28 protein-coding genes and 1 other RNA gene are annotated in these 26,755 nt (G+C 42.5%); 20 read left to right on the top strand and 9 right to left on the bottom strand.

Annotated features, from left to right (window positions below):
- Positions 1–47: 47 nt before the first annotated feature.
- The 6 genes from V7O66_RS00710 to V7O66_RS00685 all read left to right on the top strand — a co-directional run bounded on the left by V7O66_RS00710 (position 48) and on the right by V7O66_RS00685 (position 6,560).
- On the top strand, positions 48–977 hold the full coding sequence (locus tag V7O66_RS00710; RefSeq protein WP_406661075.1) for a PAS domain S-box protein: 930 nt from the start codon (positions 48–50) through the stop codon (positions 975–977).
- Entirely contained in the window at positions 978–1,493 is a 516-nt protein-coding gene (locus V7O66_RS00705; RefSeq protein WP_406662516.1) for a PAS domain-containing protein, read from the top strand.
- A gap of 273 nt (positions 1,494–1,766) precedes the next feature.
- The gene (gene oadA, locus V7O66_RS00700) at positions 1,767–3,488 is read left to right on the top strand and encodes a sodium-extruding oxaloacetate decarboxylase subunit alpha (RefSeq protein ID WP_406661074.1); all 1,722 of its coding nucleotides are present in this window, start codon (positions 1,767–1,769) and stop codon (positions 3,486–3,488) included.
- A gap of 11 nt (positions 3,489–3,499) precedes the next feature.
- Positions 3,500–4,981, top strand: coding sequence for an acetyl-CoA carboxylase biotin carboxylase subunit (locus V7O66_RS00695; RefSeq protein ID WP_406661073.1), 1,482 nt, complete (start codon positions 3,500–3,502; stop codon positions 4,979–4,981).
- Between the two features lie 56 nt (positions 4,982–5,037).
- Entirely contained in the window at positions 5,038–6,012 is a 975-nt protein-coding gene (locus V7O66_RS00690) for a biotin--[acetyl-CoA-carboxylase] ligase (RefSeq protein WP_406661072.1), read from the top strand.
- Between the two features lie 20 nt (positions 6,013–6,032).
- Positions 6,033–6,560, top strand: a complete 528-nt coding sequence (locus V7O66_RS00685; protein WP_406661071.1) for a hypothetical protein — start codon at positions 6,033–6,035, stop codon at positions 6,558–6,560.
- 17 nt (positions 6,561–6,577) lie between these two features.
- On the opposite strand, the gene V7O66_RS00680 is transcribed toward V7O66_RS00685, so the two are convergent.
- From V7O66_RS00680 to V7O66_RS00660, 5 genes are all read right to left on the bottom strand, one after another.
- The gene (locus tag V7O66_RS00680) at positions 6,578–7,495 is read right to left on the bottom strand and encodes a coiled-coil protein (protein ID WP_406661070.1); all 918 of its coding nucleotides are present in this window, start codon (positions 7,493–7,495) and stop codon (positions 6,578–6,580) included.
- The gene (locus tag V7O66_RS00675; protein ID WP_406661069.1) at positions 7,492–8,166 is read right to left on the bottom strand and encodes a hypothetical protein; all 675 of its coding nucleotides are present in this window, start codon (positions 8,164–8,166) and stop codon (positions 7,492–7,494) included. Before V7O66_RS00675 ends, V7O66_RS00680 begins: the two co-directional genes overlap by 4 nt.
- Positions 8,167–8,199: 33 nt before the next feature.
- Positions 8,200–8,490: a DUF424 domain-containing protein gene (locus V7O66_RS00670; protein ID WP_406661068.1), complete on the bottom strand. Its 291-nt coding sequence runs from the start codon at positions 8,488–8,490 to the stop codon at positions 8,200–8,202.
- A 13-nt stretch (positions 8,491–8,503) separates the two neighbouring features.
- A complete protein-coding gene (locus V7O66_RS00665) occupies positions 8,504–10,594 on the bottom strand; it encodes a minichromosome maintenance protein MCM (RefSeq protein ID WP_406661067.1) in 2,091 nt (696 codons plus the stop codon).
- Between the two features lie 87 nt (positions 10,595–10,681).
- Entirely contained in the window at positions 10,682–11,377 is a 696-nt protein-coding gene (locus tag V7O66_RS00660; protein ID WP_406661066.1) for an RNA methyltransferase, read from the bottom strand.
- 294 nt (positions 11,378–11,671) lie between these two features.
- Here V7O66_RS00660 and V7O66_RS00655 point away from each other — a divergent pair, with 294 nt between their 5' ends.
- From V7O66_RS00655 to V7O66_RS00635, 5 genes are all read left to right on the top strand, one after another.
- A complete protein-coding gene (locus V7O66_RS00655; RefSeq protein WP_406662514.1) occupies positions 11,672–12,463 on the top strand; it encodes a disulfide reductase in 792 nt (263 codons plus the stop codon).
- 2 nt (positions 12,464–12,465) lie between these two features.
- A complete protein-coding gene (locus V7O66_RS00650) occupies positions 12,466–13,710 on the top strand; it encodes a (Fe-S)-binding protein (RefSeq protein ID WP_406661065.1) in 1,245 nt (414 codons plus the stop codon).
- An 88-nt stretch (positions 13,711–13,798) separates the two neighbouring features.
- A complete protein-coding gene (locus V7O66_RS00645; protein ID WP_406661064.1) occupies positions 13,799–14,437 on the top strand; it encodes a DUF116 domain-containing protein in 639 nt (212 codons plus the stop codon).
- Positions 14,430–15,050, top strand: coding sequence for a DUF116 domain-containing protein (locus V7O66_RS00640; protein WP_406661063.1), 621 nt, complete (start codon positions 14,430–14,432; stop codon positions 15,048–15,050). The genes V7O66_RS00645 and V7O66_RS00640 overlap by 8 nt, the downstream gene beginning before the upstream one ends.
- A 30-nt stretch (positions 15,051–15,080) precedes the next feature.
- Positions 15,081–16,223 (top strand): geranylgeranyl reductase family protein, encoded by a 1,143-nt coding sequence (locus V7O66_RS00635; protein WP_406661062.1) that lies wholly within the window; start codon positions 15,081–15,083, stop codon positions 16,221–16,223.
- A gap of 1 nt (position 16,224) precedes the next feature.
- On the opposite strand, the gene rnpB is transcribed toward V7O66_RS00635, so the two are convergent.
- Positions 16,225–16,604, bottom strand: an RNA gene (rnpB, locus tag V7O66_RS00630) — RNase P RNA component.
- Positions 16,605–16,781: 177 nt separating this feature from the next.
- Here rnpB and V7O66_RS00625 point away from each other — a divergent pair.
- The gene (locus V7O66_RS00625) at positions 16,782–17,012 is read left to right on the top strand and encodes a hypothetical protein (RefSeq protein WP_406661061.1); all 231 of its coding nucleotides are present in this window, start codon (positions 16,782–16,784) and stop codon (positions 17,010–17,012) included.
- Between the two features lie 7 nt (positions 17,013–17,019).
- Here V7O66_RS00625 and V7O66_RS00620 read toward each other — a convergent pair whose 3' ends face one another.
- Positions 17,020–17,238, bottom strand: a complete 219-nt coding sequence (locus V7O66_RS00620; RefSeq protein WP_406661060.1) for a hypothetical protein — start codon at positions 17,236–17,238, stop codon at positions 17,020–17,022.
- Between the two features lie 145 nt (positions 17,239–17,383).
- Here V7O66_RS00620 and V7O66_RS00615 point away from each other — a divergent pair, with 145 nt between their 5' ends.
- The 3 genes from V7O66_RS00615 to V7O66_RS00605 all read left to right on the top strand — a co-directional run bounded on the left by V7O66_RS00615 (position 17,384) and on the right by V7O66_RS00605 (position 20,394).
- Positions 17,384–18,079: an AzlC family ABC transporter permease gene (locus V7O66_RS00615; RefSeq protein WP_406661059.1), complete on the top strand. Its 696-nt coding sequence runs from the start codon at positions 17,384–17,386 to the stop codon at positions 18,077–18,079.
- Entirely contained in the window at positions 18,069–18,404 is a 336-nt protein-coding gene (locus V7O66_RS00610) for a branched-chain amino acid transporter permease (protein ID WP_406661058.1), read from the top strand. The genes V7O66_RS00615 and V7O66_RS00610 overlap by 11 nt, the downstream gene beginning before the upstream one ends.
- A gap of 397 nt (positions 18,405–18,801) precedes the next feature.
- A complete protein-coding gene (locus V7O66_RS00605) occupies positions 18,802–20,394 on the top strand; it encodes an FMN-binding glutamate synthase family protein (protein WP_406661057.1) in 1,593 nt (530 codons plus the stop codon).
- A 57-nt stretch (positions 20,395–20,451) separates the two neighbouring features.
- On the opposite strand, the gene V7O66_RS00600 is transcribed toward V7O66_RS00605, so the two are convergent.
- Positions 20,452–20,658 (bottom strand): hypothetical protein, encoded by a 207-nt coding sequence (locus V7O66_RS00600; RefSeq protein ID WP_406661056.1) that lies wholly within the window; start codon positions 20,656–20,658, stop codon positions 20,452–20,454.
- A gap of 214 nt (positions 20,659–20,872) precedes the next feature.
- Between V7O66_RS00600 and V7O66_RS00595 the strand changes: the two genes are divergently transcribed.
- The 5 genes from V7O66_RS00595 to V7O66_RS00575 all read left to right on the top strand — a co-directional run bounded on the left by V7O66_RS00595 (position 20,873) and on the right by V7O66_RS00575 (position 25,721).
- On the top strand, positions 20,873–22,147 hold the full coding sequence (locus tag V7O66_RS00595; protein ID WP_406661055.1) for a Glu/Leu/Phe/Val family dehydrogenase: 1,275 nt from the start codon (positions 20,873–20,875) through the stop codon (positions 22,145–22,147).
- Positions 22,148–22,233: 86 nt separating this feature from the next.
- Positions 22,234–23,418, top strand: a complete 1,185-nt coding sequence (locus V7O66_RS00590) for a methanogenesis marker 9 domain-containing protein (RefSeq protein ID WP_406662697.1) — start codon at positions 22,234–22,236, stop codon at positions 23,416–23,418.
- A complete protein-coding gene (locus tag V7O66_RS00585) occupies positions 23,411–24,373 on the top strand; it encodes a triphosphoribosyl-dephospho-CoA synthase (RefSeq protein ID WP_406661054.1) in 963 nt (320 codons plus the stop codon). Before V7O66_RS00590 ends, V7O66_RS00585 begins: the two co-directional genes overlap by 8 nt.
- A complete protein-coding gene (locus V7O66_RS00580) occupies positions 24,373–24,963 on the top strand; it encodes a DUF447 domain-containing protein (protein WP_406661053.1) in 591 nt (196 codons plus the stop codon). Before V7O66_RS00585 ends, V7O66_RS00580 begins: the two co-directional genes overlap by 1 nt.
- 50 nt (positions 24,964–25,013) lie before the next feature.
- Positions 25,014–25,721: a dihydromethanopterin reductase (acceptor) gene (locus tag V7O66_RS00575; RefSeq protein WP_406661052.1), complete on the top strand. Its 708-nt coding sequence runs from the start codon at positions 25,014–25,016 to the stop codon at positions 25,719–25,721.
- Between the two features lie 3 nt (positions 25,722–25,724).
- On the opposite strand, the gene V7O66_RS00570 is transcribed toward V7O66_RS00575, so the two are convergent.
- Positions 25,725–26,399: a CehA/McbA family metallohydrolase gene (locus V7O66_RS00570; RefSeq protein WP_406661051.1), complete on the bottom strand. Its 675-nt coding sequence runs from the start codon at positions 26,397–26,399 to the stop codon at positions 25,725–25,727.
- Between the last annotated feature and the right edge of the window lie 356 nt (positions 26,400–26,755).

Raw genomic sequence — 26,755 nt, 5'->3', positions numbered from 1 at the left:
TGAATACTCCAATAAAATTATATATAAAAATATTACTCCATACTTAGGTGAATAACTACAAAGCAGAACTTGACAAGATCAAAAAAGTACTCCGATCCAAACCAAGAGGTATGAGTGTAACTGATATTTCCAGAGAATTGGAACTCAGCAGGAATACAGTTGCAAAGTATCTGGAAATGCTGCGAGTCAGCGGGTATGTAGATATGGAAGCCATTGGTACTGCCAAAATATACTGCCTGTCACAAAGAATACCAACCTCATCGTTACTCAATTTTTCTTCAGATTTTATACTTGTCACCGATAGTAACCTTATAGCCATACAGGCAAACAAGAATTTTCTTGAGCTTCTGGACCTTACTAAGGATCAGGTAATTGGTAAAAAGATTGACTACAAACTGTTTCCCGTAGCTGCAAAAACGGGACTTGTTGAGAATCTAAAAACAGCCATTGAAGGAAATGAATATACAGGAAAGGTACAAGTTGAGATCAAAGGCAGAGAATATTACTTCAATTGCAAGATAATACCTTCCACTTTTGATGATGGTGAACAAGGAGCCACACTTATATTTGACGATATTACCGAATCAATGAACGATCACTACTGCCTGGTGAAGGATCGGGATCAACTGGAGAAAATGATTCTTGAAAGGACTGAAGAGCTGGAAAAACTGAATGATTCACTCAAGGTTGAGATAGCTGAAAGGAAAAAGGTAGAAATGCTCCTTCAAAAAGAAAAGATCAGGATGCAGACATACCTCGATGTTGTGGGAGTTATACTAATAGTACTTGACAATGAAGGAAATTGCAGCCTGATAAATAAGAAAGGGGCAGCATTGCTTGGGATCAATGAAGAAGATGTCATAGGAAAGAACTGGCTGGACGAGTTCATCCCTGAGAATTACAGGGATGAAGTTCGGAGCATCTTCAACGGTGTCAAAAAAGGCTTAAGAGGTTATCCAGGCTATTATGAGAACTGAATCATCGACGGCAGAGGCGATGAGAGATTAATAAGATGGACCAATGTCCCCTTAAAAGATGACAAGGGGCAGATAATAGGGGTCATCGCATCAGGAGAGGACATCACTGATAAAAGAAGAGCAGAAATACTCCTTAGAGAAAGTGAGGAGGATTACAGAGATCTATTCATGAATTCACCCCTTCCAAGCCAATTGATGACAAAAGAGGGTCGATTGATAAATGTGAACTCTGCCTGGACGGAAATGACCGGATACAGTGCAGAAGAAGCAATTGGAAAATATATGGACATTTTCCTGGTCCCTGAAGACATAATTGAATTCACATCCACTTTCAATATGGCCAACCTTGATAATTCAGACCATGCAGAGTACGATATGCTCAAAAAGAATGGAGAGCGCATTACAATTAGTTTCAATTACAAATACAAAAGTAATAAGCATGAAAGTGAACAGGTATGCCATTGCATCATGAAGGATATTACCGAAAACAGGAAAATGGAAAGAGAACTTCATTGAAATTTTAAAGTTAAGGACTTTTATTGACTGAAAAAGATTATTTACTTACTTTTTTGATTTTATGCATCTTTGTGTCATTGATTAATGAAATCACATACAGTAGTTTAAATAGTGAAACTATTTTTGGCGCTAGTATATAAATGCTCACCAGAAACTACATAAAATAACATGATATATAATGTTAAAATTCATTTGTCGAGCCTTTAGGCTGAACTAATCACACTTATCATTCATACTAATACATTATATCAGAATATTTCCCGGAGGATTCCCATGAAAGTAAAAATTACTGAAACCATTCTTCGAGATGCGCATCAATCACTCATTGCTACCCGTATGCGTACTCGCAACATGATACCAATAGTGGAGAAACTGGACGAGATAGGATATTATTCATTAGAGATGTGGGGGGGAGCCACATTCGACAGTTCCATAAGATACCTCAATGAAGACCCATGGGAGAGGCTTAAGGAACTCAAAAAACATATGGTAAACACACCTGCACAGATGCTTTTACGGGGTCAGAACCTGGTAGGTTACAGGCATTATTCCGATGATGTCGTGGAAAAATTTGTCAAAAAAGCCCATGAGAACGGAATTGACATATTCAGGGTCTTTGATGCTGTCAATGATATCCGCAATATGGAAAAAGCAATAACCGTTGCCAAGAAGGAAGGAGCACACGTACAGGGTACTATTAGTTACACCATCAGCCCTGTCCATACCATTGAGAAATATGTTGAACTGGCAACCGGACTTGCAGAACTCGAATGTGATTCTATCTGCATAAAGGATATGGCAGGACTCATCTCACCACAGCAGGCACACGACCTTGTCAAGGCACTCAAATCAGAGGTTAACCTGCCCGTAGACCTGCACTGCCACTGTACGTCAGGAATGGCACCAATGAGTTATACTGCTGCATGCAGGGCTGGTGTTGACATTTTAGATACTGCACTTTCCCCCTTCGCATGGGGAACATCACAGCCACCAACCGAATCAATAGTTGCTGCACTTGCAGAAACAAAACGTGCCACCGGACTTGACATGGAATTGCTCGCCGAAGTTGCTGCTTATTTCAAGGAGCTCAAGGAAGAGTACAGGTGTATACTCAATCCGATCTCAGAGCAGATAGATACTAATGTCCTTCGTTACCAGATCCCAGGTGGAATGCTGTCAAATCTCGTATCCCAGTTAAAAGAACAAAATGCACTGGATAAGTATGATGATGTACTTGCGGAAATGCCAAGAGTACGTGCAGAACTTGGATACCCACCACTTGTTACCCCTACAAGCCAGATAGTGGGCACCCAGGCTGTGCTCAATGTCCTCATGGGAGAGAGATACAAGGTAATTCCAAAGGAAGTTAAGGACTACGTTCGTGGCCTCTACGGAAGACCACCTCAGAAGATAAGCGATGAGATCATTGCAATGATCATAGAGGATGAGGAGCCGATCACCTGCAGGCCTGCAGACCTTCTCGAACCGGAATATGAGAAGAAGAAAGCAGAAGCTGAAGAGATGGGATTAGTGAAAAAAGAGGAAGATATCCTTACATACATACTTTATCCTGCAATTGCACCTGCTTTCCTCAGGGGAGAGCTTGAAGAGGAAGAGCTTGTAGCTGTAGTCACAGAACAGAACCCATGTGCACAAATGAATGCTGCAATACCCACTGATTTCAAGGTAGATGTTGACGGAGAGACCTTTAACGTAAAGGTAAATCCGGTAGGTGGTGCTGTTACAGTTACAGAAGCACATGAGAAGCCCCCTGAAGATGTTGAAGGTGGAGTTACCAGCCACATGCAGGGAATGATCCTTTCTGTAAAGGTCAATGTTGGAGATGAGATTTCCGAAGGCGACACTGTTTGCGTTATCGAAGCAATGAAAATGGAAAATGCTATCCATGCACCCCACAGCGGAGTAGTTAAAGACATCTTCGTATCAGAGGGTGATGCCGTAAGCTCAGGTGACGTTCTTTTGAGCATCAACTGAGGAGGGGGATCATGTTCAAGAAAGTACTTATTGCAAACAGAGGCGAGATAGCCATCCGTGCCATGCGTGCATGTCGTGAGCTTGGCGTATCCACAGTAGCAGTTTACTCTGAAGCTGACAAGAACGCACTTTTTGCAAAATACGCAGATGAAGCATATCACATAGGACCTGCACCCTCAAGCCAGAGTTATCTGGACATGGACAAAGTTCTGGATGTTGCTATCAAAACCGGAGCAGACGGAATACATCCAGGATATGGATTCCTTTCCGAGAACAGCACATTTGCCAGAAAATGCGAAGAAGCCGGTATTATTTTCATAGGGCCTACAAGCAAAGCAATTGACCAGATGGGAAGCAAAATTGCTGCAAGGAACACAATGATAGAAGCAGGTGTTCCTGTGGTTCCCGGAATCAATGAAGCTATTTCCGATGTTGACAAAGCCAGCGAGATAGCAGAAAACATTGGTTTCCCTGTGATCATCAAGGCATCAGCAGGCGGTGGCGGAATTGGAATGAAGATAGTTCATGCCAAGGATGAATTTAAAAGCTCACTAACTTCAATACAATCTGTTGCAGCATCCGCCTTTGGAGACCCTACTGTATTCATTGAGAAATATGTAGAGGAACCAAGACATATTGAATTCCAGATACTTGCAGACAAATATGGCAATACAGTCTATGTGATGGAGAGAGAATGCTCAATTCAGCGCAGACACCAGAAACTCATAGAAGAAGCACCATCTCCAGCAATTACACCTGAGCTTCGTAAAAAGATGGGAGAGACTGCAGTCAAGGCTGCAAAAGCAATTGGCTATGAGAATGCAGGCACTGTGGAATTCCTCTACTCAAAAGGAGAGTTCTATTTCCTTGAAGTGAACACAAGGTTACAAGTTGAGCACACCATTACCGAGATGATCACAGGCATAGACCTTGCCAAACAGCAATTACACATTGCATGCGGAGAAAAACTTCCATTCAAACAGGAAGATATCACCCACAGAGGCTGGGCAATCGAATGCCGTATCAATGCAGAAGACCCGCTCAATGATTTCGCACCATCACCAGGAAAGATCAAGAGATACAGGTCTGCAGGAGGACCCGGGATCCGCGTTGACAGTGGTGTCCACATGGGCTATACAATTTCCCCTTATTACGATTCTATGATCTCAAAACTCTGCGCATGGGGTGCGGACAGGGACGAGGCCATAGCCAGAATGAGACGTGCACTTTATGAATATGTGGTTGTCGGAGTAACAACCAATATACCATTCCACAAAGCAGTGCTGAGAAGTGAAGCTTTCAAAGAGGCAAAACTTACGACTCACTTCATTGATGATAATAATATCATTGAGGAAGTCAAGAAAGTAGTCGAAGAAGAAACCGAGAAAGGAATTACACTGGCATCTGTACTTGATACAAAGGAACAGAAAGTAGCTGCGGCTACTGCTGCTGTGAGTTCGTATATAAGTGCTGCACAAAAGCAGACAAAATAAAGAAGCAACTGGTTTAATATATAGTGTGGGAGCAAATAGAATATAGAGGGATAGCTGTGGCTGACAACAAAATAGAGATAATCAGGCTTTTAAAAGCTGCCGGAAACAATACTGTGTCAGGGCAAGAAATTGGGGAGAAACTGGGAATTAGCAGGGCAATGGTCTGGAAATACATCAAGGCTATAAAAAATGAAGGCTATGATATTCAATCAACGCCTAAAGTTGGATATATGCTAAGGTCCTCACCAGATGTTCTTATTCCCGACGATATTAAAAATGAACTTAATACAAACCTGCTTGGTAAGCAGATCATTTACTACAACAGCGTAGAATCAACAAACAATATCGCCAAGGGAATCGCTGATGAAAATCCAGAAGGAACCGTAGTCCTGGCAGAGACACAGGAAGGAGGACGCGGACGCATGGGCAAGGAATGGGAATCACTCCCCGGAGGAATATGGTTCTCAGTAATACTAAAACCCCACATACCACTGGAACATGCTTCAAAGATAACACTTGTTGCAGGTCTGGCAGTCACAAAAGTGATCAGGGATCTGGGAGTTGATGCCAGGATCAAATGGCCAAATGATGTTTTTATCCATGGAAAGAAAGTATGTGGCATACTTACCGAGGTAGATGCTGAAGTAGATAGGGTGGACTATGTCGTTCTCGGAATTGGTATCAATGCCAATATCAATATTCATAATTTTAAAGAAGACATAAGCAGCACATCAACAAGCCTTGAAGAAGAAGTGGGAAAGAAAATAGATAGAACCACTTTCATCAGAGATCTGCTTTATGAACTTGAACAACAATACATCAAGTTCACCACACAGCAGTTCAACACTATTGTGAATGAGTGGGTATCATTCTCAGACACCATTGGAAAAGAAGTCATTATCACAACGCCCACAAGAACCATCGAAGGGAAGGCTGTTGGACTTACAGAGAACGGAGCACTTCTGATCCAGGACAAACATAACTCCAGGGAAGAAATAATTGCAGGAAGCTGTCGATACAAAACCGATTGACCATGCATGGAAGGCATATATTGAATCAGTTCAACCTTATAGCCCTCATCCTGATATCCATTCTTTTTATCCAGTGTACAGCTAGCGCTGCACAGAGTGAAGCACTTATCAATGGAACAGGCATTTTTGTTGCCACCGGAGAAAAATGGGATTTTTATCAAGGATATGCCATCATTGTAAAAAGTGTCAATCAGGAAAGTGGACAGGCCTGGATCAAATTATCACTTAATGATAATGTAATTCAGGAAAGTATACTTGCAGAAGGAGAAACTCTTACTTACTCACGCGAATATCAGATACTCAACCTGACAGTGGATACAATTTACTCAAGTCCGGGAGGCGAGCTTGTTACTTTCAAGCCTGTGTACCAGTACATTGATATGGAACTTCCAGAACCTGTATTTGAAGAAGATAACAGTTCCCACATAAACGAAAGTGAAGGAATGGAACAAAATGATAATACAGGCAATACAACAATAGCAGGATTTGAAATAATATGGGCATCCCTTGCAGCACTAAGTGCAGCTCTTTATGCCCGCAAAAAGTAAAGAATGAAAAAAGGATCTCAGAATTTCAGATCTCCCTTTTCCATCAGAACCTTTAGATCCTCAAGACTTAAGCGGCCCTTCTTATCCAGCTTTTCCTTCGCCACCACAAGGTGTTCTTCCTGCTTCTTTTCATCCTTCTCAAGCTGTATCTCGTTTACTTTCTCAAGATATACATCAAGTTCTTCCCTCAGAGCAACGACCTTAGCCTTTAGAGGATCGATCTTTTCTCTTATAGGAGCAGTAACTGTGAATTTTTCACGCATCTGGGTATGTGCCAGATCAGCTTCCTTACGAATTTCATCCACCTGTTTGTACAGCTCAAGCATTTCAAGATGATATTTTTGTGATTGTTCAGCAAGCTCTTTTATCTCGGAACCGACATTCGCGTTGGAACCAAAGGTATCTTTTGATGCCTCATAGGTTTCCATGAGCTTCTTATGGATCTCGTTAGCATTGAAAGCTGCCCCCAGACGCTCTTTCAGATCAAACAGTTTTTTAAAGAGGTCAATCTCGTGATTGAGGGGAATATCTCCATTTAGGAATGTATCCAGATCTGCTGCATAAGCTCTTGAAAGTGCTTCAACACTACCCTTCGACTGTTTGTTCAGGTCATCACGCTTGCTTTTTAGTCCGGACATTTCATTGGAGAAGTTTTTACTCTTTTCCAGAAACTCGTTCCTTGATGCTTTCAGGGAAGATATCTTTGCATTGATGGAATCCCTCTTTGAACGTGCATCCCGGGCCTTTACAACTATACCCTTTACCTTTGCATTGAGTTCATCACGTTTGGCCTTGAGATCATCCGAATTGGTACGATGAAGTTTCAGTTCCCTGTAAATTGATTTTAATTCACGGTCGTGATGGGTAATCTGAGTCCTGATATCATTGACCTTTAACTTGAGGTCTTTTTCGGACATTGTAGATACATCGGTCATGCTTTTACCTCCACTTCTGCGTCTTGTCCTTTCGACACATTTTCCCAGTAATTAAGTGCTTCTTTGTGACTATTTATCCTGTTCTTCAGCCAGCTGTGGCGAGGACCTATTTCACTGATAGTTCCTTCACTTTCAAGTTTCTCCTTGTCGAAATCTCCATCTGTTCCTTTGATCGAATGAAGTTCCACATTAGAGGCAATTGCATCGTTGATCTTTGCATTGATAGAAGCAACCATATTCTGAAGATCAGAAGACAGGTCAATTGAGGATAATTTTTCAAAAGTAGAATTGGCTCGCTCTTTTTCCTCATCCGGATTCAAAGAACCTTTTAACTTCATAGCCATCTCATAGATAGAACTCAATTCTTTGGAAATATCCGGGTTGCCAGATAACTTTGCTTTTAGATCATCGAACTGCTTTTCAGCCTGGTGATAAAACAACTGTCTTTTTTCAGTCAGAATATCAATTCTGTTTAGAACGTCCTCTTTCTTCGCCGTGGAAGAAACAATTATCTCATTAAGAGAATTCATTTTGCTTTCAAGCTCAGCAAATTCCGAAGAATACTCATTAATAAAACGCCTGTGTTTATCTGCCACCTTTTCAATGAGTTCATCTTTTTCAAATGTATTCAGAACATCATTTTTCCCATCTGCATTCACACCATCAGTCATAACTTAACCTCACAAACATTAAACCTCAAAACATCAAATCCTGAAAATCTGGGCATGTGCCACACCATCAATAATCTTTACACAGGATGAATTCACAGCACCACATTCGATAGCACAGGATACTGCCTTTTCACCAAATATATTCACATTGGATGATTGTGATATTGCATCCTTAACCTCACTTTCCGAAACAATTTCACCCTTGTAGAACTCTTCAGTGATCGTTACAACTATATTTCCCTCTTTAAGAGTCCTACCTATCAATTCCTCATCACATACAGCGACGATCGTATTGTCACCAGAACGGTGGATTTTCAGATACATTGAATCACATCAGTCATACAACTTTTACATGTTCCTTATCCGGCTTTATCAGATCACCGGAGCGCCTCATCTTGGAAACCATATCTTCGGCATGTTCCCGGTCTATCTGTTGTGCCTGGGCTTCAGCATATACTTCTTCAAGAGGAGCTTTGCCTCCCGGATGCTTCTCACCTACCATTTTGATGATTTCCTTAATTATCTTAATCTTGTCCCTCTGGCTCTTACTGGTGCCTGAAGCAATCACATCAACATCAAATGCACCTGTATCGGGATCCACACCTACCTGCTTCATACAAGAATAAGATATGCGTGTTGTTCGTTTGGCATCATCAAGGGTTGCTACATCACTGAGACGAACTCTGGCACTTGCCTCTGCAAGTCTGACCAGCGCCTCCAGCTGACGGGCAGTCACAGGAACTGGAGAATCCTTACCTTCACCCATATTTCGAAGATCCATGTAATACTTGATCAGGTGTTCCCTGGCATCATCTTCCATTACCGGGAAGATGTTCCTGCGTGCGTAAGCCACGTACTTGCGCATCAGATCAGGATCGATGATAGGTTTAATCACATCCATATGTGCATCGACCTGTTCCTGGCTTATTTCACTCAGCGGCATGTTCTTGCGCTGTTCCGAAAGCTCGCCGGCATAGTGTGACCTCAAGATATGTTTTGCAATTCTGGAATCCAGATCTGCATTTGGAGTGTCAAGGAGCACGAAGATCATATCGAACCTGGATATAAGTGCAGGCGGCATATTTATTTGCTGGGCTATACCTTCATACCTGTCAAAACGTCCGTATTTAGGGTTTGCAGCACCAAGAAGTGCACATCTGGATTTCAGTGTAGCGAGGATACCTGCTTTTGCAACACTTATGGTCTGCTGTTCCATAGCCTCGTGCAATGCACTCTTATCTTCCGTACTCATCTTATCCATTTCGTCAACTGCAGCTATACCCATATCTGCCATTACAAGAGCACCGGCCTCCAGCGTCCAGCGCCCATCTCCAAGGTCATCCTTTACAGCTGCTGCCGTCAAACCACTGGATGATGCACTCTTACCGGATGCGAACACACCCCTGGGAGAGAGTTTTACCATATAACGCAGCAACTGACTTTTTGCAACACCCGGGTCACCTACAAATAGCAGGTGTATGTCGCCACGGACCCTTGAACCATCCGGCAGATGTTTGGCAACACCTGAAAAAAGCTGAAGTGACAAAGCTTCTTTGACATCTTCATAACCATAGATGGAAGGTGCTATGGATTTAATGATCTTGTCATAGACCTCAGGATCACGGCTTAATGCAAGTATTTCTTCCTCATCCTCAGGAGTTATATCCAGCTCGTCAAATTCCAGATCCATATATTCAATGGAGTTGGCATGCAAAACCAGATCGTAGAAGGGAGATTTCCCTTCACGTGTTGTACGCTGATGAGATCTGAGAACACCATTGAGCACAACCCTGTCACCTGGTTTCACTATACCTGCAAGGTCATCATTCACATCCACATCCAGACTTTGAGGTTGCGTACCTCCCTTGAGATTTTCCGGAGATTCCTGCACCTGCAGTTTTTGGGCATCGATAAAAGTAGATTCATGAATCTGTATTTTAAAAGGTCCTTTCCTGCCACATGTCTCGTTCTCACATTCCACAGGCTCCACAAACTGAAGCTCGGTCTGCGGGATCATGGTCACATGTTCGCAGCGCAGGCACTTAAATGCTGCATCTACTATTTTAGGACGAACTTCTGTTGCCTTGCGTATCATACCCTCAATGGCAACAAACTGCATAAGATGTTTACTTCTTAAATCCCTGTTTGGGATCTTGTTGGGCACCCTTACAAAACGGACCTTTGCATCTACAAGTGTTTTCTCAATAGGAAGATCAATATCCTGAAGGGCACTATTAGCAGACGGAAGAACCTCATCGGGCTGATAAAGTAATTCCTCTGCAAGATTCCTGTCAAATATTTCCAGATCTGAAAAATCAGCTTCCAGACTTTTCTGGTCAGGATAATCATTTGCAAGCTGCAGAACGTCATCCCAGTAATATTGTTTTAGAAAAGCCTTGAACTTTTCATCCCACTTTCCTTCAGTCATTTTTACACAAAATTATTATAATAATATTTCAAAATCGCTTGGATTGGAAAATATACCTTAAAGAATATGAACATTTCGAAACTCGTCCTATTCATCTGGCAATTTACGTTCTATTTTTCTTATAATCCCACGCAGCGTCTGCACTTCCCGGGGAAGCAGACAGGCCCGGCCAAATATTCTCTTGAGCATCAGACTTGTCTTTTCCTTTTTGTGCACAGGGTAATCGATATTTTCAAGAAGCTCATCGAGATGCTCGTAAAGTAACTTAATATCAAATGCATCAGCCAGAGGATTTTCCCATGCCTCCACACTGCTAAGTTCATAAAGGATCAAAGTGACTGCATGTGACAGATTCATTACAGGATAGATATCTGATGTGGGAATACTTGTGATCATATCGCACATCTTAAGCTCATCATTGGTAAAACCATGATCTTCGCGACCAAATATCACAGCAACATTTCCACTTACACCTGCAAGCCGCTCTTTAAGCTCACGGGGAGTATAAGCAGGGACCCTTATGTGCTCATCGAATTTCGTGCCTGTGATTCCTGAAGTACCTATAACGATACTAACATCTTCTATGGCTTGCGAAAGTGATGATACATGCACTGCACCCTCAAGGACATCACGCGCATGCGAAGACATTGCCCTTGCTTCGCCTTCAAGTTTGCAGGGGTTCACCAGCACAAGATCTGAAAAACCAAAGTTTTTCATGGCACGGGTAACCGAACCAACATTGCCCTGATACAGGGGTTCAACAAGTACTACTCTAAGGTTCATGAAAAATCTCTTTTTGCTTTTTATGCAGCTCTTTTTATGTAGCTCCATTTATGTAACTCCTTAGTAAGGGAGGGACTACATATAAGGCTAATTAAGCGAGGGAAGCGGCAATTAATTCAGGATGTTTTCAAACAATCGGTCTCCTGATGCAGATATTCATAATGACAATCTTTAAATAATATCCCTACCACAATCATGCAAACCAAACCGGTTACTTATAAGTAAAAACGAATTTAGTTCCTTAGATTTACATTTATAAAGTTCATATGAATATCAGGAGAAAATTAAATGTCTATGGAGTATTTTGCAGGCGTAAGTGACGCCTTAAGACTTACTTTTGTGCAGGTTATGATAATGGCCAACCTGTCCATTGGTATTTTCATTATCGGAATGTATATGAATTTGAAGAAATGGGGCATGGGATCCACAGGCTATGGACAGGAACCATCCGGAAGCATTCTTGCGTTCCCAAAAATGCTTGCATACCAGATGAGTGAACATGCTCATGTTCATAACCAATCTATTATTGCAACCCTTGTCCTTGATGTGCTCTTCCAGAGAAGGATCCTCAGAAGAAGCCCGGTCAGATGGTTCATGCATTTCACCATTTTCGTTGGATGGATGGCACTCTTTGTCATGTCAATGTTAATGTTCCTTGTCGAAATGATACACATGATAGGCGAACCACTGGGATATGCACACTCCCTCCCTGAATTTATGGTACCAGTAGTATTCAGAGAGATTCTCGCTGTACCAAACGACATATTCAGTTACATCCTGCTTACCGGAGTTATAATTGCAATCTACAGAAGACTGTTCGTTGCAAAGCTGAGGGAAGCAACCATTGCTTATGACTCAATCCTCCTTATCGGACTTACCGTCATCACAATTTCAGGATTCATTGCAGACGGGATCAGGACAGGCAGATTCTGGGGCTTCGGCTTGCCAGTAGAATGGGCGCCACCTTCATCGTTGTTCCACGTAGTTATCTCACTGCTGTTCTGTATTGCATACATCCCATTCAGTAAATATATACACATGATTGCGATACCACTCGCACTCCTTGCAAACAAGGGAGGAGAATAAAAATGGCAAAACGCGAACCTTCAATTAATACAGAGAACTTTACAGCTGTCCAGCTTATGGAACTTGACTCATGCAGCCGCTGTGGTGAATGTGTCGACTGGTGTCCAACTTATGATGCATCAGGCGCAGACCCAGGACTTGCACCAAGAGACAAGATCCTCAGATGGAGAGAATACATTAACAAGTCCTACGGACTTCGCGCTACACTTTTCGGTCCAAAGCAGATCTCAGAGGAAGAGGTTGAGCAGTTCAAGAATGACGTATACGGATGTACCACCTGTGGTATGTGTGCAACAGTCTGTGAATCCGCTATCAACACTGTTGAACTCTGGGAATCCATGCGTGCAAACCTTGTAAAGCGTGGAAATGGCCCATACGGAAAGCAGGGAATGTTCCTCAAGCTTATCAGCGAGTACAAGAACCCATACATGGAAGACAACAAGAACAGAGTAAACTGGTTCCCTGATGACATCAAGGTCGAAGATAAGGCAGAGATCCTTTACTTCGGAGGATGTACCGCAGAACTCAAGCAGAGGAAGCTTGCTCTTGCAACAACACGTGTACTCAACAAGCTCGGCATCAAGTTCACAATGCTCGGTGAAAATGAGATATGCTGTGGCTCCGCACTTATCAGGACCGGACAGTACTTTGTCAACGATGCTGCTAAAGTGAATGCACAGGCTAACATCGACAACATCAAGGCAAAGGGCGCAAAGATCGTTCTTTACGCATGTGCAGGATGTTACAGAGCATCACTCATTGACTGGCCAAGGCTTACAGGACAAGAGCTTCCATTCAAGGTAATGCACATCACACAGTTCCTGCAGGGCCTTATCGAAAAGGATGAGATCAAATGGGAGAAGTCCATTGACAAGAAGGTCACATACCACGACCCATGCCACCTTGGACGTCACGTAGGTGTATTCGAGCCACCAAGGGCTGTTCTTGAAGCAATCCCTGGAATCGAATTTGTCGAGATGGAAAGGATAGAAGACAACCAGCGTTGCTGTGGAGCTGGCGGTGGAGTAAAGGCAGGTATACCTGACCTTGCACTTGGAGTTGCATCAACACGTGTTGAAGATGCACTTGAGACCGAAGCAGACCTCCTTTCAAGCGCTTGCCCATTCTGTAAGAGAAACCTCAGTGACGGAAGGGACGCAATAGGTGCTAAGGAACTTGAAGTTGAAGATGTAGTAGTTCTCACTGCTGAAGCAATGGGAATTGACCTTAGCGACGCACCAGAGTGATCTTGATCACTCTACCTTCTTTTTTATTTAGTTCATTTTTATTCCAAGGACAATCTAAATATACCTGACAGCGCTATTTTGTTTGTTTATGCAGATACCTTACGAGATTCTTGGAAAAGTCTTTGTAGGCCTTGCCTTTTTCGCGATATTTACAATAGGCATAGCCCTGTTGCTTGGAATATACAGTTTCAAGAAGAAAAGAATTCTTTTTCCCAATTTTGTGCTTTCAATACTTTACCTGTTCTACGGGCCGGCAAAATGGATCTGCAGGGTATTTGGAATAAAGGATACGCTTATCGATGAGATACTTGTGGAAGTACGCAATGCGGTGATGATCGACAAATTCAGGAAGGTAGAGGACGAGAGAGTAATATTCCTGCCGCAGTGCCTGCGTAGCCCAAAATGCAAAGCAAGATGTGACCCTATTATCGGTTATGAATGCAAGATATGTGGTCTTTGCGATATTGGAAATGTTTGTGAAGCTGCTGAAAAATATAATTTCCAGGTATACATCATTCCCGGTGGAAGTTTTGTGAAAAAGATAATAAAAGCCCACAGACCAAAGAGTTGCATCGGTGTGGCGTGTTATCCCGAGCTGGCTGAATCCATGCAGGGCTGTTCACCATTCATGGTAGTACAGGGGATCTCATTGACCCGGGATGGATGTTTTGACACAAGAGTAGACGTTAACGAGATTATCAGTAAGATGGAGGAATGCAATGTATAGTTTACTTGGCCTGATCATCAGCATATTTATAATCATGTCAGTCCTGCTTGCCACCATCGCACTTGCTGTCAGTAAGATAAGCATGAACAGACATGTATGGCTTGCAGGCTTTTTTTCAGGCATACTGGATTTCTTCTACATGCCCCTGAAGTTCTTTTTCTTCAAGTTCTCAGACACGAGAATTCTCGACAAATGGATGAGCTCCCTGAAGAACATATCCAGCAGGGATGATTTTTCAAAAACCAGCAAGCGTATGATAATTGCTCCCCATTGCATGCGGTCACTGGATTGTCCTGCATCATCTGCAAGAACTGGAATACAGTGCACCTCCTGTGGTAAATGCATTTTTGCACGACTCAAAGAAGATGCTGTCAAGTACGGATATAAGCTCTATATCGTAACCGGTTCTTCATTTGTCAAGCATATCATCAAAGAAGAAGACTATGATGCCGCTCTTTTAATCGCCTGTGACTATGAGCTTAACAAGGTCATGATGGGACTGAAAGGCAAGAACATAATAACCTATGGAGTAGCAATGTTAAATGATGGATGTTTTAGCACTAAAGTGGAGTACGACAGAGTGCTTGAAACACTGGAAATGTTTTCCAACTAAAGTTCTTAATGAACTATTACAGGCGATATCATGTATGATCTAATCATTGTTGGTGGCGGTCCCTCCGGATCATCTGCAGGAAGAATTGCAGGAAAGAATGGATTAAATACTCTTCTGATAGAGAAAGAAGCTTTTCCACGATACAAACCATGTGGAGGGGCTTTATCAGAGCATGCAAGGTCCTACCTTGATTTTGACATACCGGATTCAATTATCGAAAAAGAAGTACATGGCGGAAAAATATGCTTCAGCGACAGTTCCATAGAAAGATTCAAGGATTATCGTCTTTCCATTATGGTTACACGAAGCATATTCGATGATTATCTGCTTGAAAAAGCGAAGGAAACAGGCATTGAAGTACACAATGGGGAAAAAGTTATCAGTATTATGGATCGGGATGACCATGTAGAAATTAAAACCGATAGTTCAACCTACAGGTCCAGATTTGTTATTATATCCACAGGCTCCCAGGGAACACTGAAAAATACAATCCGTGAAAAGGACAAAAAGAACGAGTACGGAGTCTGCATTGTTACGGAAGTGCAAGAGGATAATAAAATAATAGATGAGAAAATCAAGAATTCCGTTGAATTGCATTTTGGAGTTTCAGGAATGGGATACGGCTGGATCTTTCCACATGACAATTATTATTCAGTGGGTATCGGCAGTGTTGATAACAGACTGGCAGACCCAAAACTGGCAATGCGTAATTTCCTTGTCAATCATAATTTTAATGGGAAGTACAAGCTCAATGGCCATATAATACCTTGCGGTGGCTATAAAAGAGATCTTGTGAAAGGAAGAGTCATGTTGAGTGGGGATGCAGCAGGCTTTGTTGATGCATTCACCGGCGAAGGAATGGCCTATGCTATTAGATCAGGACAACTTGCTGTGGAGGTAATTTCTGAGAACTCTGGCAATGATGCTAAATTCCTGAAGCTCAAAGAATATGAAAAACGATGCTATTCTGAATTCGGAGAACACCTGAAGTATTCTCTTCTTTTTGCCAAAATAATGCATCGTTTTCCAAAAGTGACACTGAGGGCATTTGCCAGTGAAAGCCAGATAGTTGATAACTTCTTTGATGTTATTTCATTCAAAATGAGCTATAAGGAATACCTGAAATGGCTCCTTTTTAACTTCAAGCTAAGCTGGCTGAAAAATAAGAATTAGTGAGTGAGGAGAGTAAGCTCCCTTCTGTTGATGCAATACATCGACCCGCCTGGCAGGAAGATGCGCCCATAAGAGCTGCATTGACGGCATTCGGCTAAGCGTCAATAACTTCGGGAATGGTCAGACAACCATTTTATCCCTACTTCCGACTTGCATCCACGAGGTTTCGCCGTTCCATCCACAGTCCATGAGACCTCAACCTTTCAGTATCACAGCATTAACATGGAGTGGTATCGTTTCTGTGCCAGCATGCAGAAAACTGCATGAGTTGCATTGCAACTGCCCAGGCTCTCGCCCGGTGCCCTTCACAGGCACTCGTGTGTCTGGATGATGGGGAGACTTTCCTCAGGTCAATGACCCGGCGGCCGTCCTTCCTCTCTCAGTTGAAGAGAGTAAGACATCTACTATATATCTTTGTCGCATACAGAAGGAAACTAAGCGAAATATAATATGAAGAAATATTTTCTATTAAATAAAAACATACTTAAAAAATAGATGATGATAACATAACATAAAATTTATAAGACACCTGATACCACCTTTAAATGGTGGTAGTGGATGAAATATAACAGATACCTTATAGGTGGTATCGCTGTAATTACATTACTTTTACTTTTCATGTTTGCAGGAGCTGTATCAGGACCTACTGACGGTTATATTAGTTCCATATGTAACCATTATGCAGAAATAGGAATCCCGACTTTCATTGTCGGAATGATGGTCCCACTTATCCTGGCAGGGATCTATATGTATTTCAAATCAGGAAAAGGGAGCGTCAAGCCCAGATAAGATCAGTTCACAGCTTGAGTACCCCGCACCCACAGCCTCTTTTGACCAGGACATCTATCTTTAAGAGAATCTCCTCCTGATGAGAGTCGGAAAATGATTCGAAGTCTTCCCTGTGCTCGGTCTTTACGTGATCGATTATCTTTTCTTTCACTTTCTGAGGATCATTATCGGCAACAATGAAGTCATCATCGAAACCAAGATCACGGCACCTGATAATTTGTAACATGCATTAAACCTCCAGTATAGTGTGAACTCTTATGCTTTATCTATTTTATTCACCCAGGAATGTACATACTCCGTGCGGGATCCATAAGAATTGAATGTTTTCCCACACAAAACCTAAAGTATAACAATGTTTTTTTTACAAAGGGATGGAGAATGCTAAGATCAAGACTCTTGCTGAATCATTCCGGGCTACAGTACCCGTTATGTTCGGATACATACCCATAGGCATAGCTTTTGGATTGCTTGTCACAAGATACGGATTCCACTGGACAGATGCTGTTTTGATGAGTATTCTTATATACTCGGCTGCGGGCCAGTTCCTTGCGATAGCATTGATAATAGCCGGTGCAGGAATGCTGGAAATAGTTCTGACAATGCTTTTTCTGAACCTGAGACACTCATTCTTCGGGCTTTCTTTACTTACAAAGTTCTCCGATATCAAGAGTGCCAGACCATACCTCATATTCGGGCTTACGGATGAGACATATGCCCTCATTACAGCAAGCAATGTACCCGAAGAACTCCCTAAATCATGGTTCTACACATTTGTTACAGGTTTGAACCATTTATACTGGATAACAGGAACTTTCTTAGGCGCACTGCTGGGGCAGTCCCTGGAGGTCAACCTGAACGGACTGGAGTTTTCGCTCACAGCTCTTTTTGTGGTCCTGAGCATTGAACAATATCATTCATCAAAAAACAGATATCCTTTTGTCGTGGCACTCGTTGCAGGAGGTCTTGCACTCGCCTTTGTAGGAGCTAAGAACATGCTACTTGTTTCTATCATCATCGGAACCCTGATACTTTTGGCCTATGAGGAGGTACAGAAAAATGCTCAATGACAATATAGTGACCATCACATTAATAGCAACTCTTGTGACAGTCTTTACAAGAGCATTACCATTCCTTTTCTTCAGGAACAGAAGCCAACCTGCTTTTCTGAGTGTAGTTGAAAGGGACTTCCCAGCCATGATAATGCTGCTTCTGGTGATCTACTCCCTCAAAGACATATCCCTGTGGTCAGCACCATTCGGAATTCCTGAGGCCTTATGCATAACAGTAGTAGCAAGTTTGCATATGTGGAAAAGGAATGCTTTGCTCAGCATTTTGGCAGGAACAGTACTTTACATGTACTTCATACAGCCAGGAGTTACTTCCATCTCCTGACCAGAGATACGCAGGATATGCCCTGACACAGATCAGCGCAGATAGAGTGGCATTAGATGTGGTTTAGTCCGTTTACCTTCTGAATAAGTTTCCAGCTACCTCACAATATTTATGTTATCATCTTTGTATTCAAACTTTTAGTTCCTGCAAAGATTTCAAATGAAAGTGCCTAAAAGGATGTTGCATGGATATCTTTAAATATTAAAAAATAAGCAAATGGCATCTCGGTGCCTTTTTTAACACCCAAAATTCCAATTATAGCGATAAATATAAATGTTAGCAATAGACATCCGTTAGCCTACTATAAGCTACTCCGTGGTTAGGAAATTACTGATATAATGATCATACCTGATTCCATTATTAGTTAAGTAGCTTCAAAATAGAGGAAGTAAATAGCATGGTAAATCTTAGACAACCAAATGCAAATGATGCAACAAGGACTTTCAACAGGTCAAAAAGCGTAGCTCCAACTTCAGGAATCTGTACCCGCTGTGTGGACGGATGCCGTGGAAACTGTGAAATATTCAAAGCAACCTTCAGAGGACGAGAAGTACTCTACCCAGGACCTTTCGGCGAGATCACTGCCGGTGCAGACAAGAACTATCCTGTTGACTATTCCCACATCAACATCCAGGGATATGCTGTTGGCGCTATCGGAATGCCTGAGGACATAATACCAAGCCCGGAGACCGCAAGATTCCCTAACGTAGATACAGAAACAGAGTATGGATGGGACAAGAAGGTCAAAATGAAGGTACCAATCTTCACCGGTGCACTCGGTTCAACTGAGATCGCAAGGAAGAACTGGGAACACTTCGCAATCGGTGCAGCAATCTCAGGAATCACCATCGTCTGTGGAGAAAACGTTTGTGGTATAGACCCTGGACTTAAAAGAGACAATAACGGTTTAGTAACAGAATCCCCAGAGATGGACCGTAGGATCGCACTCTACGAGAAATACCATGACGGCTATGGTGAAATGCTTGTCCAGATGAATGTTGAAGACACAAAGTTAGGTGTTGCAGAATACCTTGCCAGCAAACACAACATGGACACCATTGAACTGAAATGGGGACAGGGCGCAAAATGTATTGGTGGAGAGATCAAGGTAAAGGACCTCGACCGTGCTATCGAACTTAAGAGAAGAGGTTACATCGTAACTCCTGACCCAGAACTTGCATCCGTACAGGAAGCATACAAGGTTGGAGCTATCAGGGAATTCGAGAGACACTCCAGACTTGGATTCGTGACCGAAGAAGGATTCCATGAAGAAGTTGACCGTCTCAGAGAGATCGGTTTCAAGCGCATAACACTTAAGACCGGTGCATACTCCATGGCAGAAACTGCAATGGCTATTAAGTACAGTTCAGACGCTAAGATCGACCTTCTTACATACGATGGTGCTCCTGGTGGAACCGGTATGAGCCCATGGCCAATGATGGAAGAATGGGGAACACCAACGATCTACCTCCAGTCACTTGTCCAGGAGTTTGCAGATAAGCTCACCTCAATGGGTAAGAGAGTACCAGACCTTGCAATGGCAGGCGGATTCTCAAGTGAAGATGGAATCTACAAGGTTCTTGCAATGGGCGCACCTTACTTCAAGGCAGTATGCATGGGCCGTGGCCTCATGATCCCAGGTATGGTAGGTAAGAACATCGGCAAGTGGATTGACGAAAATGACCTTCCAAAGACTGTTTCCGAATTCGGACAGAGACCTGAAGAGATCTTCGTGCACTACGAGGAACTTGAAGAACGCTATGGCAGCGAAATAAAGAACATGCCACTCGGTGCAATAGGCATCTACTCCTATGCTGAAAAGACAAGAGTAGGACTCCAGCAGCTCATGGCAGGTTCCAGAAGATTCAACCTTTCCACACTTTCACGTAAAGACCTTATGACACTTACTGAAGAAGCAGAAAAGGTAACCGGAATCGACTACGTGATGAATGCATACAGAAATGTTGCAGAAGATATACTGAACGGATAAGTAAGCTCTGGCTTACTCTTCCTTTTTCCTTTTTTATATTAAAAGAGAGGAAGTTGATCAGTCTTCAACTTCCAGAGAATGGATAATATCTTTGACTGTAAGTTCACCTTTTGCAACCCTAAGAACCATTGGGTATATAAAAGAACAATCATCGATGGCACTCCAGCGGGCTTCCCCAACCTTTTGTACAACCTCATCCATCACTTTACCACACTTGTCACAATACTTGTTGTCTGTTTCTACTCCACATGCTAGACATTCCATATTTTTATCCTCCACATTATTGAATCCACCGATTTGAATCAATGGTTATTTTAAATGTTTGCGGTGATAGTATTTAGGTTTTGAGTATTGATTCCCCAGGAATTAATCAATTTGCAGCCTAAGTGAGAGATGATATATTGCATCTTCTACGACACCTTTTAGTACATCCCCATAAAAACATTAAGCTGTTTAATGAAAAATGGGGAATTTGATTTTGATAACTAATAACATCGAGAGAATCCACTCTGAAAGTGTACAGACCTGTAACCTCTGCATGATGGAGATGGAAAACGTCTATGAAAATCTAAGCCTTTCTTCAGAAGAAACTGATCTGCTTGACATGCCAAAACGCTCCTTTACAGTCCATTTTCCCGTCCACATGGATTCGGGAAAAACTAAGATGTTCGTTGGTTACAGAGTCCAGTATAATGATGCACGAGGGCCTACTAAAGGGGGCATCAGATATCATCCGGAACTTACACTTGATACCCTCAATAACTTTGCTTTTTTGATGGCTATTAAATGTGCCCTTGTAGACATACCGTTTGGAGGAGCAAAAGGTGGCATTGTCGTCAATACTAAAGAACTCAGCAGAGGTGAACTTGAGAGAGTTACAAGAGCTTATATTCGAGAGATATCTGATTATATAGGGCCTTTTAAAGACATCCCTGCGCCTGATGCCTACACTGATAAACATATTATGGTCTGGATACTTGACGAATTTGAAAAGATAAAAGGAAAGCATGTTCCCTCCATCGTAACAGGCAAACCTGTCGAGCTGGGAGGAAGCAAGGTACGGAAGATCGCCACATCCCTTGGGGGGATATGCATACTTGAAGAAGCTTTGAAAAGTACGGACCTGGACAAGTCCACTACCAGTATAGCGATACAGGGATTTGGAAATGTGGGAAAGAATGCTGCACAGATCCTCTACAGAGAAGGATACAGTATATGTGCAGTAAGCGATTCCAGTGGTGGTATATTCAATAGAGGCGGGCTTGACATACTGAAAGTCATAGAGCACAAGAAACAGACCGGAACTGTGACAGATTTCCCGGATAGTAAGAATATATCAAATGAAGAACTCCTTACAACAGATTGTAATATTCTGATACCTGCAGCCCTTTCAAGACAAATTAATCAGGAGAATGTCAGGAACATAAAAGCAAAGATAATCCTTGAGCTTGCTAATGCACCTACCACAATGGATGCAAACAGGCTGCTTGTCGATCAGGGAGTAATGGTAATACCCGATATACTTGCAAATGCAGGTGGAGTTGTTGTAAGTTATTTTGAATGGATCCAGAATCTTAATCAGGATTACTGGGATGAGGAAAAGGTCCGTGAGAAACTTGACAAAACAATGATCAATGCTTTTAATAGTGTCAATACAATCTGCGCTGAAGAGAAGTGTACCATGAGAAGGGCAGCATTGCAGTTTGCGATCAAGAGTATTATTCACGCTGAAAGGTTGCGAGGTAACCTTTAACTGTCTTTTTTCAGCCCTTTACTAAAACTAGTTCACCCCATACCCAGAGAACTACAGCGATATATTAATATGAAAACAAGCAGTATCTGGCAGCATATTCAAATGCAGTAAGCAGAGGTAAAAACTTGACTGATGAACTTTTCAACCTGAAATTAGGATACATCAAAATTAAAAATCCGATAGCACTTGCTCCAATGGGCGGTATAACCGATAGTCAGTTTGTAAATGATAATGCAAATGATGCAGGGCTTGTGATCCTTGGCGGATATAACCTTGATGAAGATACAAAAATAGCCGCTATAGATATGATTGCAAGAGGCAGAGAAGAGTTCATAGCAGACGATGCTTTCAAGCTTATCCGTGATGAGATCAAAGCTGTTCAAGGTGATAGCGCTATTGCAGTCAATGTGAGAAGTACGACTATTGAACCTTTACTGGAAGCTGCCACCATTGTAAAGGAAGAAGGTGCTATCCTTGAGCTGGATGCTCACTGCAGACAGAAGGAAATGACTGATTTTGGCACCGGCCAGGCGCTGCTCGATGACATCCCTAAACTAAGTGAATGGATAAGCAAGATCAAGGAAACAGGTGTTCTGCTTTCTGTAAAGATAAGAGGAAATGTCGTTGATGACACAAAACTTGTAAAGCAGATAGAAGCCGCAGGCGCCGATATCCTGCATGTGGATGCAATGAGAGAAGGAGCCGGAGCAGATCTCAAGCTCATAAAGAATATCAGAGATTCCACCAGAATGTTCCTCATATGCAACAACTCCGTTACAGATTTTAACACTGCAAAGGAAATGTTCTCAAGAGGAGCAGATATGATATCTGTTGCAAGAGGAGTACTTGATAATCCGAATTTGATCAGCCAGCTAGTGTCAAATATCTCAACTCTCCAGGAGAATGTAGGATGGTACAATGCAGCCAAGCACGTATGCAGAGGCGAAGGAGACCTGCGTGGACTTGCATACTGTTGCCTTCCGGTAAAACCATGCCCCCTGCATGGAAAACTCAATGAGCTTGGATATACCCCCCAGGAATTTGCAGATATAAAGAGGGATTTTGCAAAGGGAACTATGCTGGAATACGGAGACAGTACATGCTTTGGCAGTCTTGTATGGTGCTGTAAGATATCAAAACCCTGTTTCTTAAGAGACGGCGTACTTGAAACTCTTGGCCTTTCAGATGCTGAATACATGAACCTTAAAAGGGATCTGGCAGACCATATTCTCAAAAATGCAAAAAAACCCATCACTTTGACAGATGAATGAAATAACCAGCCTGAAAATGGAAAAAGGTAACTATCCCGTAAATTCATATATAGCCCGATGTGCCCAGCTTGCCATGTGCCTTGAGGTCTCCTCTTCACCAAAGCCCGGCAACATCGACCGCTATGATGATTACGAGGACACACGTTACGAACATTTTCTTGCCTCGGCTATCAGCATGTATCCTGTTATGGAAGAAGCATCCGGATGCAATGATGGTGTTGGAAGGCTTATCAAGAATGCAGTCACAGAAAGTGTCAGTTGGCAGAAAGGTGGAAATACGCATTTTGGCGCCATCATATTACTCGTGCCTCTTGCCATGGCGGCAGGCAGGATCCTTTCAAAGAAGGAAGAATTCAGCATCCCTGAACTGACAGAACTTGCACACACAATTGTCAGGAATACGAATTCCGCTGATGCCGCTGATTTTTATAGTTGCTTTGAGACGGCAGGCGTCAAAGTGAATCCTGTAGATGAGTTCGACCTTCAGAATGTGGATTCCATTGACGAGCTTCAGCAAAAGAATGTAAGTCTCTATAATTTGATGGAAATTGCTAGCAGCTATGACCTTATTGCCAATGAATGGGTTTACGGATTTAAGCGATGCACCGAGTGTGCAGACCTGATTGTCAAAGGTATGAGCGGAGATCTGCTGGACGGAAAGTTGAATTCAGATATAAATGATATCGTGGTTTACAGTTTTCTTAAGCTCCTTTCCGAGAATGAAGATACTTTCATAACCACTAAATTTGACACAGAAACCGCAAACTATGTTTCAGAGCGTGCCCAAATAATAGTAGAAGAGTTATATAATAACAATGTTACATTTAATACGGTTCTACCTTTGATCAGGAAATTTAACACAGAGCTTCTGGAGAGAAGAATAAACCCTGGGTCTACAGCTGATATTATTATAGCCGGCCTATTCATTGCGCTACTTGGAGGAGTCAGGTACTGATGCAGGAAAATGATTTTGATCTTGATAAATTCGGAATAAATGAAGGGATATCCGAAACAATCGTTACAACCACCAATGGGTGGACACTAAACGCAGCCCCCATGGGCATTATAAGAAAGAAGGATAAGACATTCATCCGTCTTTTCAAGGGTTCAACAACCTATGAGAACGTAGTATCCGGAAAGCTCCTTGTTGCCAATATAACCAGCGATCCTGAATTATTCGCACTCTCTACCTTTACAGACCTCGACGATCCATCTTTTGAAAACGTCAGCTTTGACGGCATCACTATCTCCACCCTTAAGGAGGCACAGAGCTGGGTGGTCTTTGAGTGTGTCAACACAAAGCTCACATCAGAAGCCTTTGTAGCAGAACTTGTACCCATACGCGCACATATCAACAAATGCAGGATCAAAGCGCCTAACAGAGCACTCTTTGGCGTGATCGAGGCATGCATACATGCCACCAGATATCATCTGACAGGCGATGAGAAATACGTGAAGCTCATCAAGGCATATGGAGATCTAGTGGACAAATGTGGCGGAGATTCTGAAAAAGAGGCAATGAAGATCATTTACGAATACCTCTAACCTTTTTCAAAGCAGAAAAATATAATAGTCTGAAAGCCTTTTCTGCCGCTATGACAAAGACGATAGCCTGGGGTATTACAGGTGCAGGACATTTCCTGAATAGGAGTTTCAGTGTCTTTAAGGAGCTGAGATCTGAAATCGGAGATATTCGCATAAACACTTTTTTATCCAGTGCAGCAGAGGAAGTTATCCGAATGTATGGACTGGAGAATGATCTCTCCCTTATATCAGGAGGAGATTATCTTGAGGAGATATTCCTTGAAAGCCAACAGGGAAAGAGCTGGCCAAAGACCGGACGCTTCCTGCTGGACAAGTATGATGCCCTTGTTATAACCCCTGCAACTTCCAATACCGTGTCCAAAATAGCACATGGAACAGCTGATTCACTGGTAAGCAATGCCGTTGCCCAGGCAGTCAAAGGTGGTGTGCCAGTATTTGTTGTACCGGTTGATATTGCAGGTGTTGTCGTATCCGAACTACCTTTCGGGATTGCCAGGGAGATCTGTCAGAAATGCGAAGATTGTCCCCCCCGCGAGAACTGTCCTAATAATGCCATCACAGACCAGATAGAGCTTCTGGAATGCGAAGGATGCGGAATATGCAAGGACCTTTGCAACTACAATGCCATCAAAGGCGGTCCTGTGGAACTGAAGGTCAGAGATATCGATACTCGTAACGTGGAAATTATAAAAGAGCTTGAAGGGATCACAGTACTTGAAGAACCTGAAGACATCACCTCTGCCATCAGAGACCTGTAATTATCAGGACCTCATGCCCAGTCTTTTTCCTATCTTTTTTTTCTGGCCTGCAAAAAACTGTTTCACAACAAACATTGCAGGCGTTTTTCTACCACCTGCACGGGTCTTACCTTCACGTATGGCACCCAGTACCGCCCCAACATTCCTCTCAGATACACCGATATCCGCATAGCACCTACCAACCATCTGCGCCTCGTGTGCGTCACTCCCACCAACCTGAGGAAATCCTAAAGATTCTGCTGCTTTTCGTGCCTTGTTGTTCGGACCATCTGTCAGACAACGAGAATTCAGAACCTCCACCGCATCGGCATCAAGGCCTTCTACATAGCCGATGCCATGGGATGTCAACTTGAAGGGATGAGGAATGATTACTACAGCACCCTGCTCATGAGCTTTTTTAATAGTTTCTTCCGGGCTTAGTCCAGGTGCTATCAACTCTTTGACACCGAGAACAAGAATATGGCCTTTTGAGGAAGTGACTTCCAGGCCGGGAATGACTATCTGCTCAGAACCGATCTCTTTTGCCCTTTTTACACATTCAATACCCCCTTCCATGGAATCATGGTCGCATATAGCAAAACCATCCAGTCCATTTCTTGAGGCATATTGAAGGATATCATCAAGATCTGCATTACTATCCTTGGAAAAATACGAATGTACATGGAAATCGAATCTCATAGTGCAAATAAGATCTAACAGATTATAAGGATTCTCAAAGACAGAAGAATAAGTTTAAGCGAACGGGAGAATTAAAATGTGTGGGGGTGGGTGGTACATTAGAGAAGTGACCCGTTCGCAAGTATACAAACGACATATCGATATTTATATTTTACGCATATCTACAGCCATTCAATTGAAAGTTGATGTAACCAGAATTGATGTCTTCGTAAAAATACGAATGTAATGGACATCATATCTTGCAATAGCAACTAAGATCAAAAAGATAGCAAAGATTCCAAAACACAAAAGAATAAGTTTAAGCGAACGGGAGAATAGAATTTGTTTGGGTGGGGGTGGTTGGGATTGAGTATTAA

The organism is Methanolobus sp. ZRKC3 (assembly GCF_045291275.1).
GTDB lineage: Archaea > Halobacteriota > Methanosarcinia > Methanosarcinales > Methanosarcinaceae > Methanolobus.
The sequence above is the reverse complement of the archived record's forward strand: the minus strand, read 5'-3'. Positions and strand labels throughout refer to the sequence as shown.

What these genes read in the sequence shown, in the direction of transcription:
- oadA (WP_406661074.1), top strand. Translation starts at nt 1,767, where the DNA reads ATGAAAGTAAAAATTACTGAAACCATTCTTCGAGATGCGCATCAATCA.
- V7O66_RS00695 (WP_406661073.1), top strand. Translation starts at nt 3,500, where the DNA reads ATGTTCAAGAAAGTACTTATTGCAAACAGAGGCGAGATAGCCATCCGT.
- V7O66_RS00680 (WP_406661070.1), bottom strand. Translation starts at nt 7,495, where the DNA reads ATGACCGATGTATCTACAATGTCCGAAAAAGACCTCAAGTTAAAGGTC.
- V7O66_RS00675 (WP_406661069.1), bottom strand. Translation starts at nt 8,166, where the DNA reads ATGACTGATGGTGTGAATGCAGATGGGAAAAATGATGTTCTGAATACA.
- V7O66_RS00670 (WP_406661068.1), bottom strand. Translation starts at nt 8,490, where the DNA reads ATGTATCTGAAAATCCACCGTTCTGGTGACAATACGATCGTCGCTGTA.
- V7O66_RS00665 (WP_406661067.1), bottom strand. Translation starts at nt 10,594, where the DNA reads ATGACTGAAGGAAAGTGGGATGAAAAGTTCAAGGCTTTTCTAAAACAA.
- V7O66_RS00660 (WP_406661066.1), bottom strand. Translation starts at nt 11,377, where the DNA reads ATGAACCTTAGAGTAGTACTTGTTGAACCCCTGTATCAGGGCAATGTT.
- V7O66_RS00655 (WP_406662514.1), top strand. Translation starts at nt 11,672, where the DNA reads ATGGAGTATTTTGCAGGCGTAAGTGACGCCTTAAGACTTACTTTTGTG.
- V7O66_RS00650 (WP_406661065.1), top strand. Translation starts at nt 12,466, where the DNA reads ATGGCAAAACGCGAACCTTCAATTAATACAGAGAACTTTACAGCTGTC.
- V7O66_RS00645 (WP_406661064.1), top strand. Translation starts at nt 13,799, where the DNA reads ATGCAGATACCTTACGAGATTCTTGGAAAAGTCTTTGTAGGCCTTGCC.
- V7O66_RS00640 (WP_406661063.1), top strand. Translation starts at nt 14,430, where the DNA reads ATGTATAGTTTACTTGGCCTGATCATCAGCATATTTATAATCATGTCA.
- V7O66_RS00635 (WP_406661062.1), top strand. Translation starts at nt 15,081, where the DNA reads ATGTATGATCTAATCATTGTTGGTGGCGGTCCCTCCGGATCATCTGCA.
- V7O66_RS00625 (WP_406661061.1), top strand. Translation starts at nt 16,782, where the DNA reads ATGAAATATAACAGATACCTTATAGGTGGTATCGCTGTAATTACATTA.
- V7O66_RS00620 (WP_406661060.1), bottom strand. Translation starts at nt 17,238, where the DNA reads ATGTTACAAATTATCAGGTGCCGTGATCTTGGTTTCGATGATGACTTC.
- V7O66_RS00615 (WP_406661059.1), top strand. Translation starts at nt 17,384, where the DNA reads ATGGAGAATGCTAAGATCAAGACTCTTGCTGAATCATTCCGGGCTACA.
- V7O66_RS00610 (WP_406661058.1), top strand. Translation starts at nt 18,069, where the DNA reads ATGCTCAATGACAATATAGTGACCATCACATTAATAGCAACTCTTGTG.
- V7O66_RS00605 (WP_406661057.1), top strand. Translation starts at nt 18,802, where the DNA reads ATGGTAAATCTTAGACAACCAAATGCAAATGATGCAACAAGGACTTTC.
- V7O66_RS00600 (WP_406661056.1), bottom strand. Translation starts at nt 20,658, where the DNA reads ATGGAATGTCTAGCATGTGGAGTAGAAACAGACAACAAGTATTGTGAC.
- V7O66_RS00585 (WP_406661054.1), top strand. Translation starts at nt 23,411, where the DNA reads ATGAATGAAATAACCAGCCTGAAAATGGAAAAAGGTAACTATCCCGTA.
- V7O66_RS00580 (WP_406661053.1), top strand. Translation starts at nt 24,373, where the DNA reads ATGCAGGAAAATGATTTTGATCTTGATAAATTCGGAATAAATGAAGGG.
- V7O66_RS00575 (WP_406661052.1), top strand. Translation starts at nt 25,014, where the DNA reads ATGACAAAGACGATAGCCTGGGGTATTACAGGTGCAGGACATTTCCTG.
- V7O66_RS00570 (WP_406661051.1), bottom strand. Translation starts at nt 26,399, where the DNA reads ATGAGATTCGATTTCCATGTACATTCGTATTTTTCCAAGGATAGTAAT.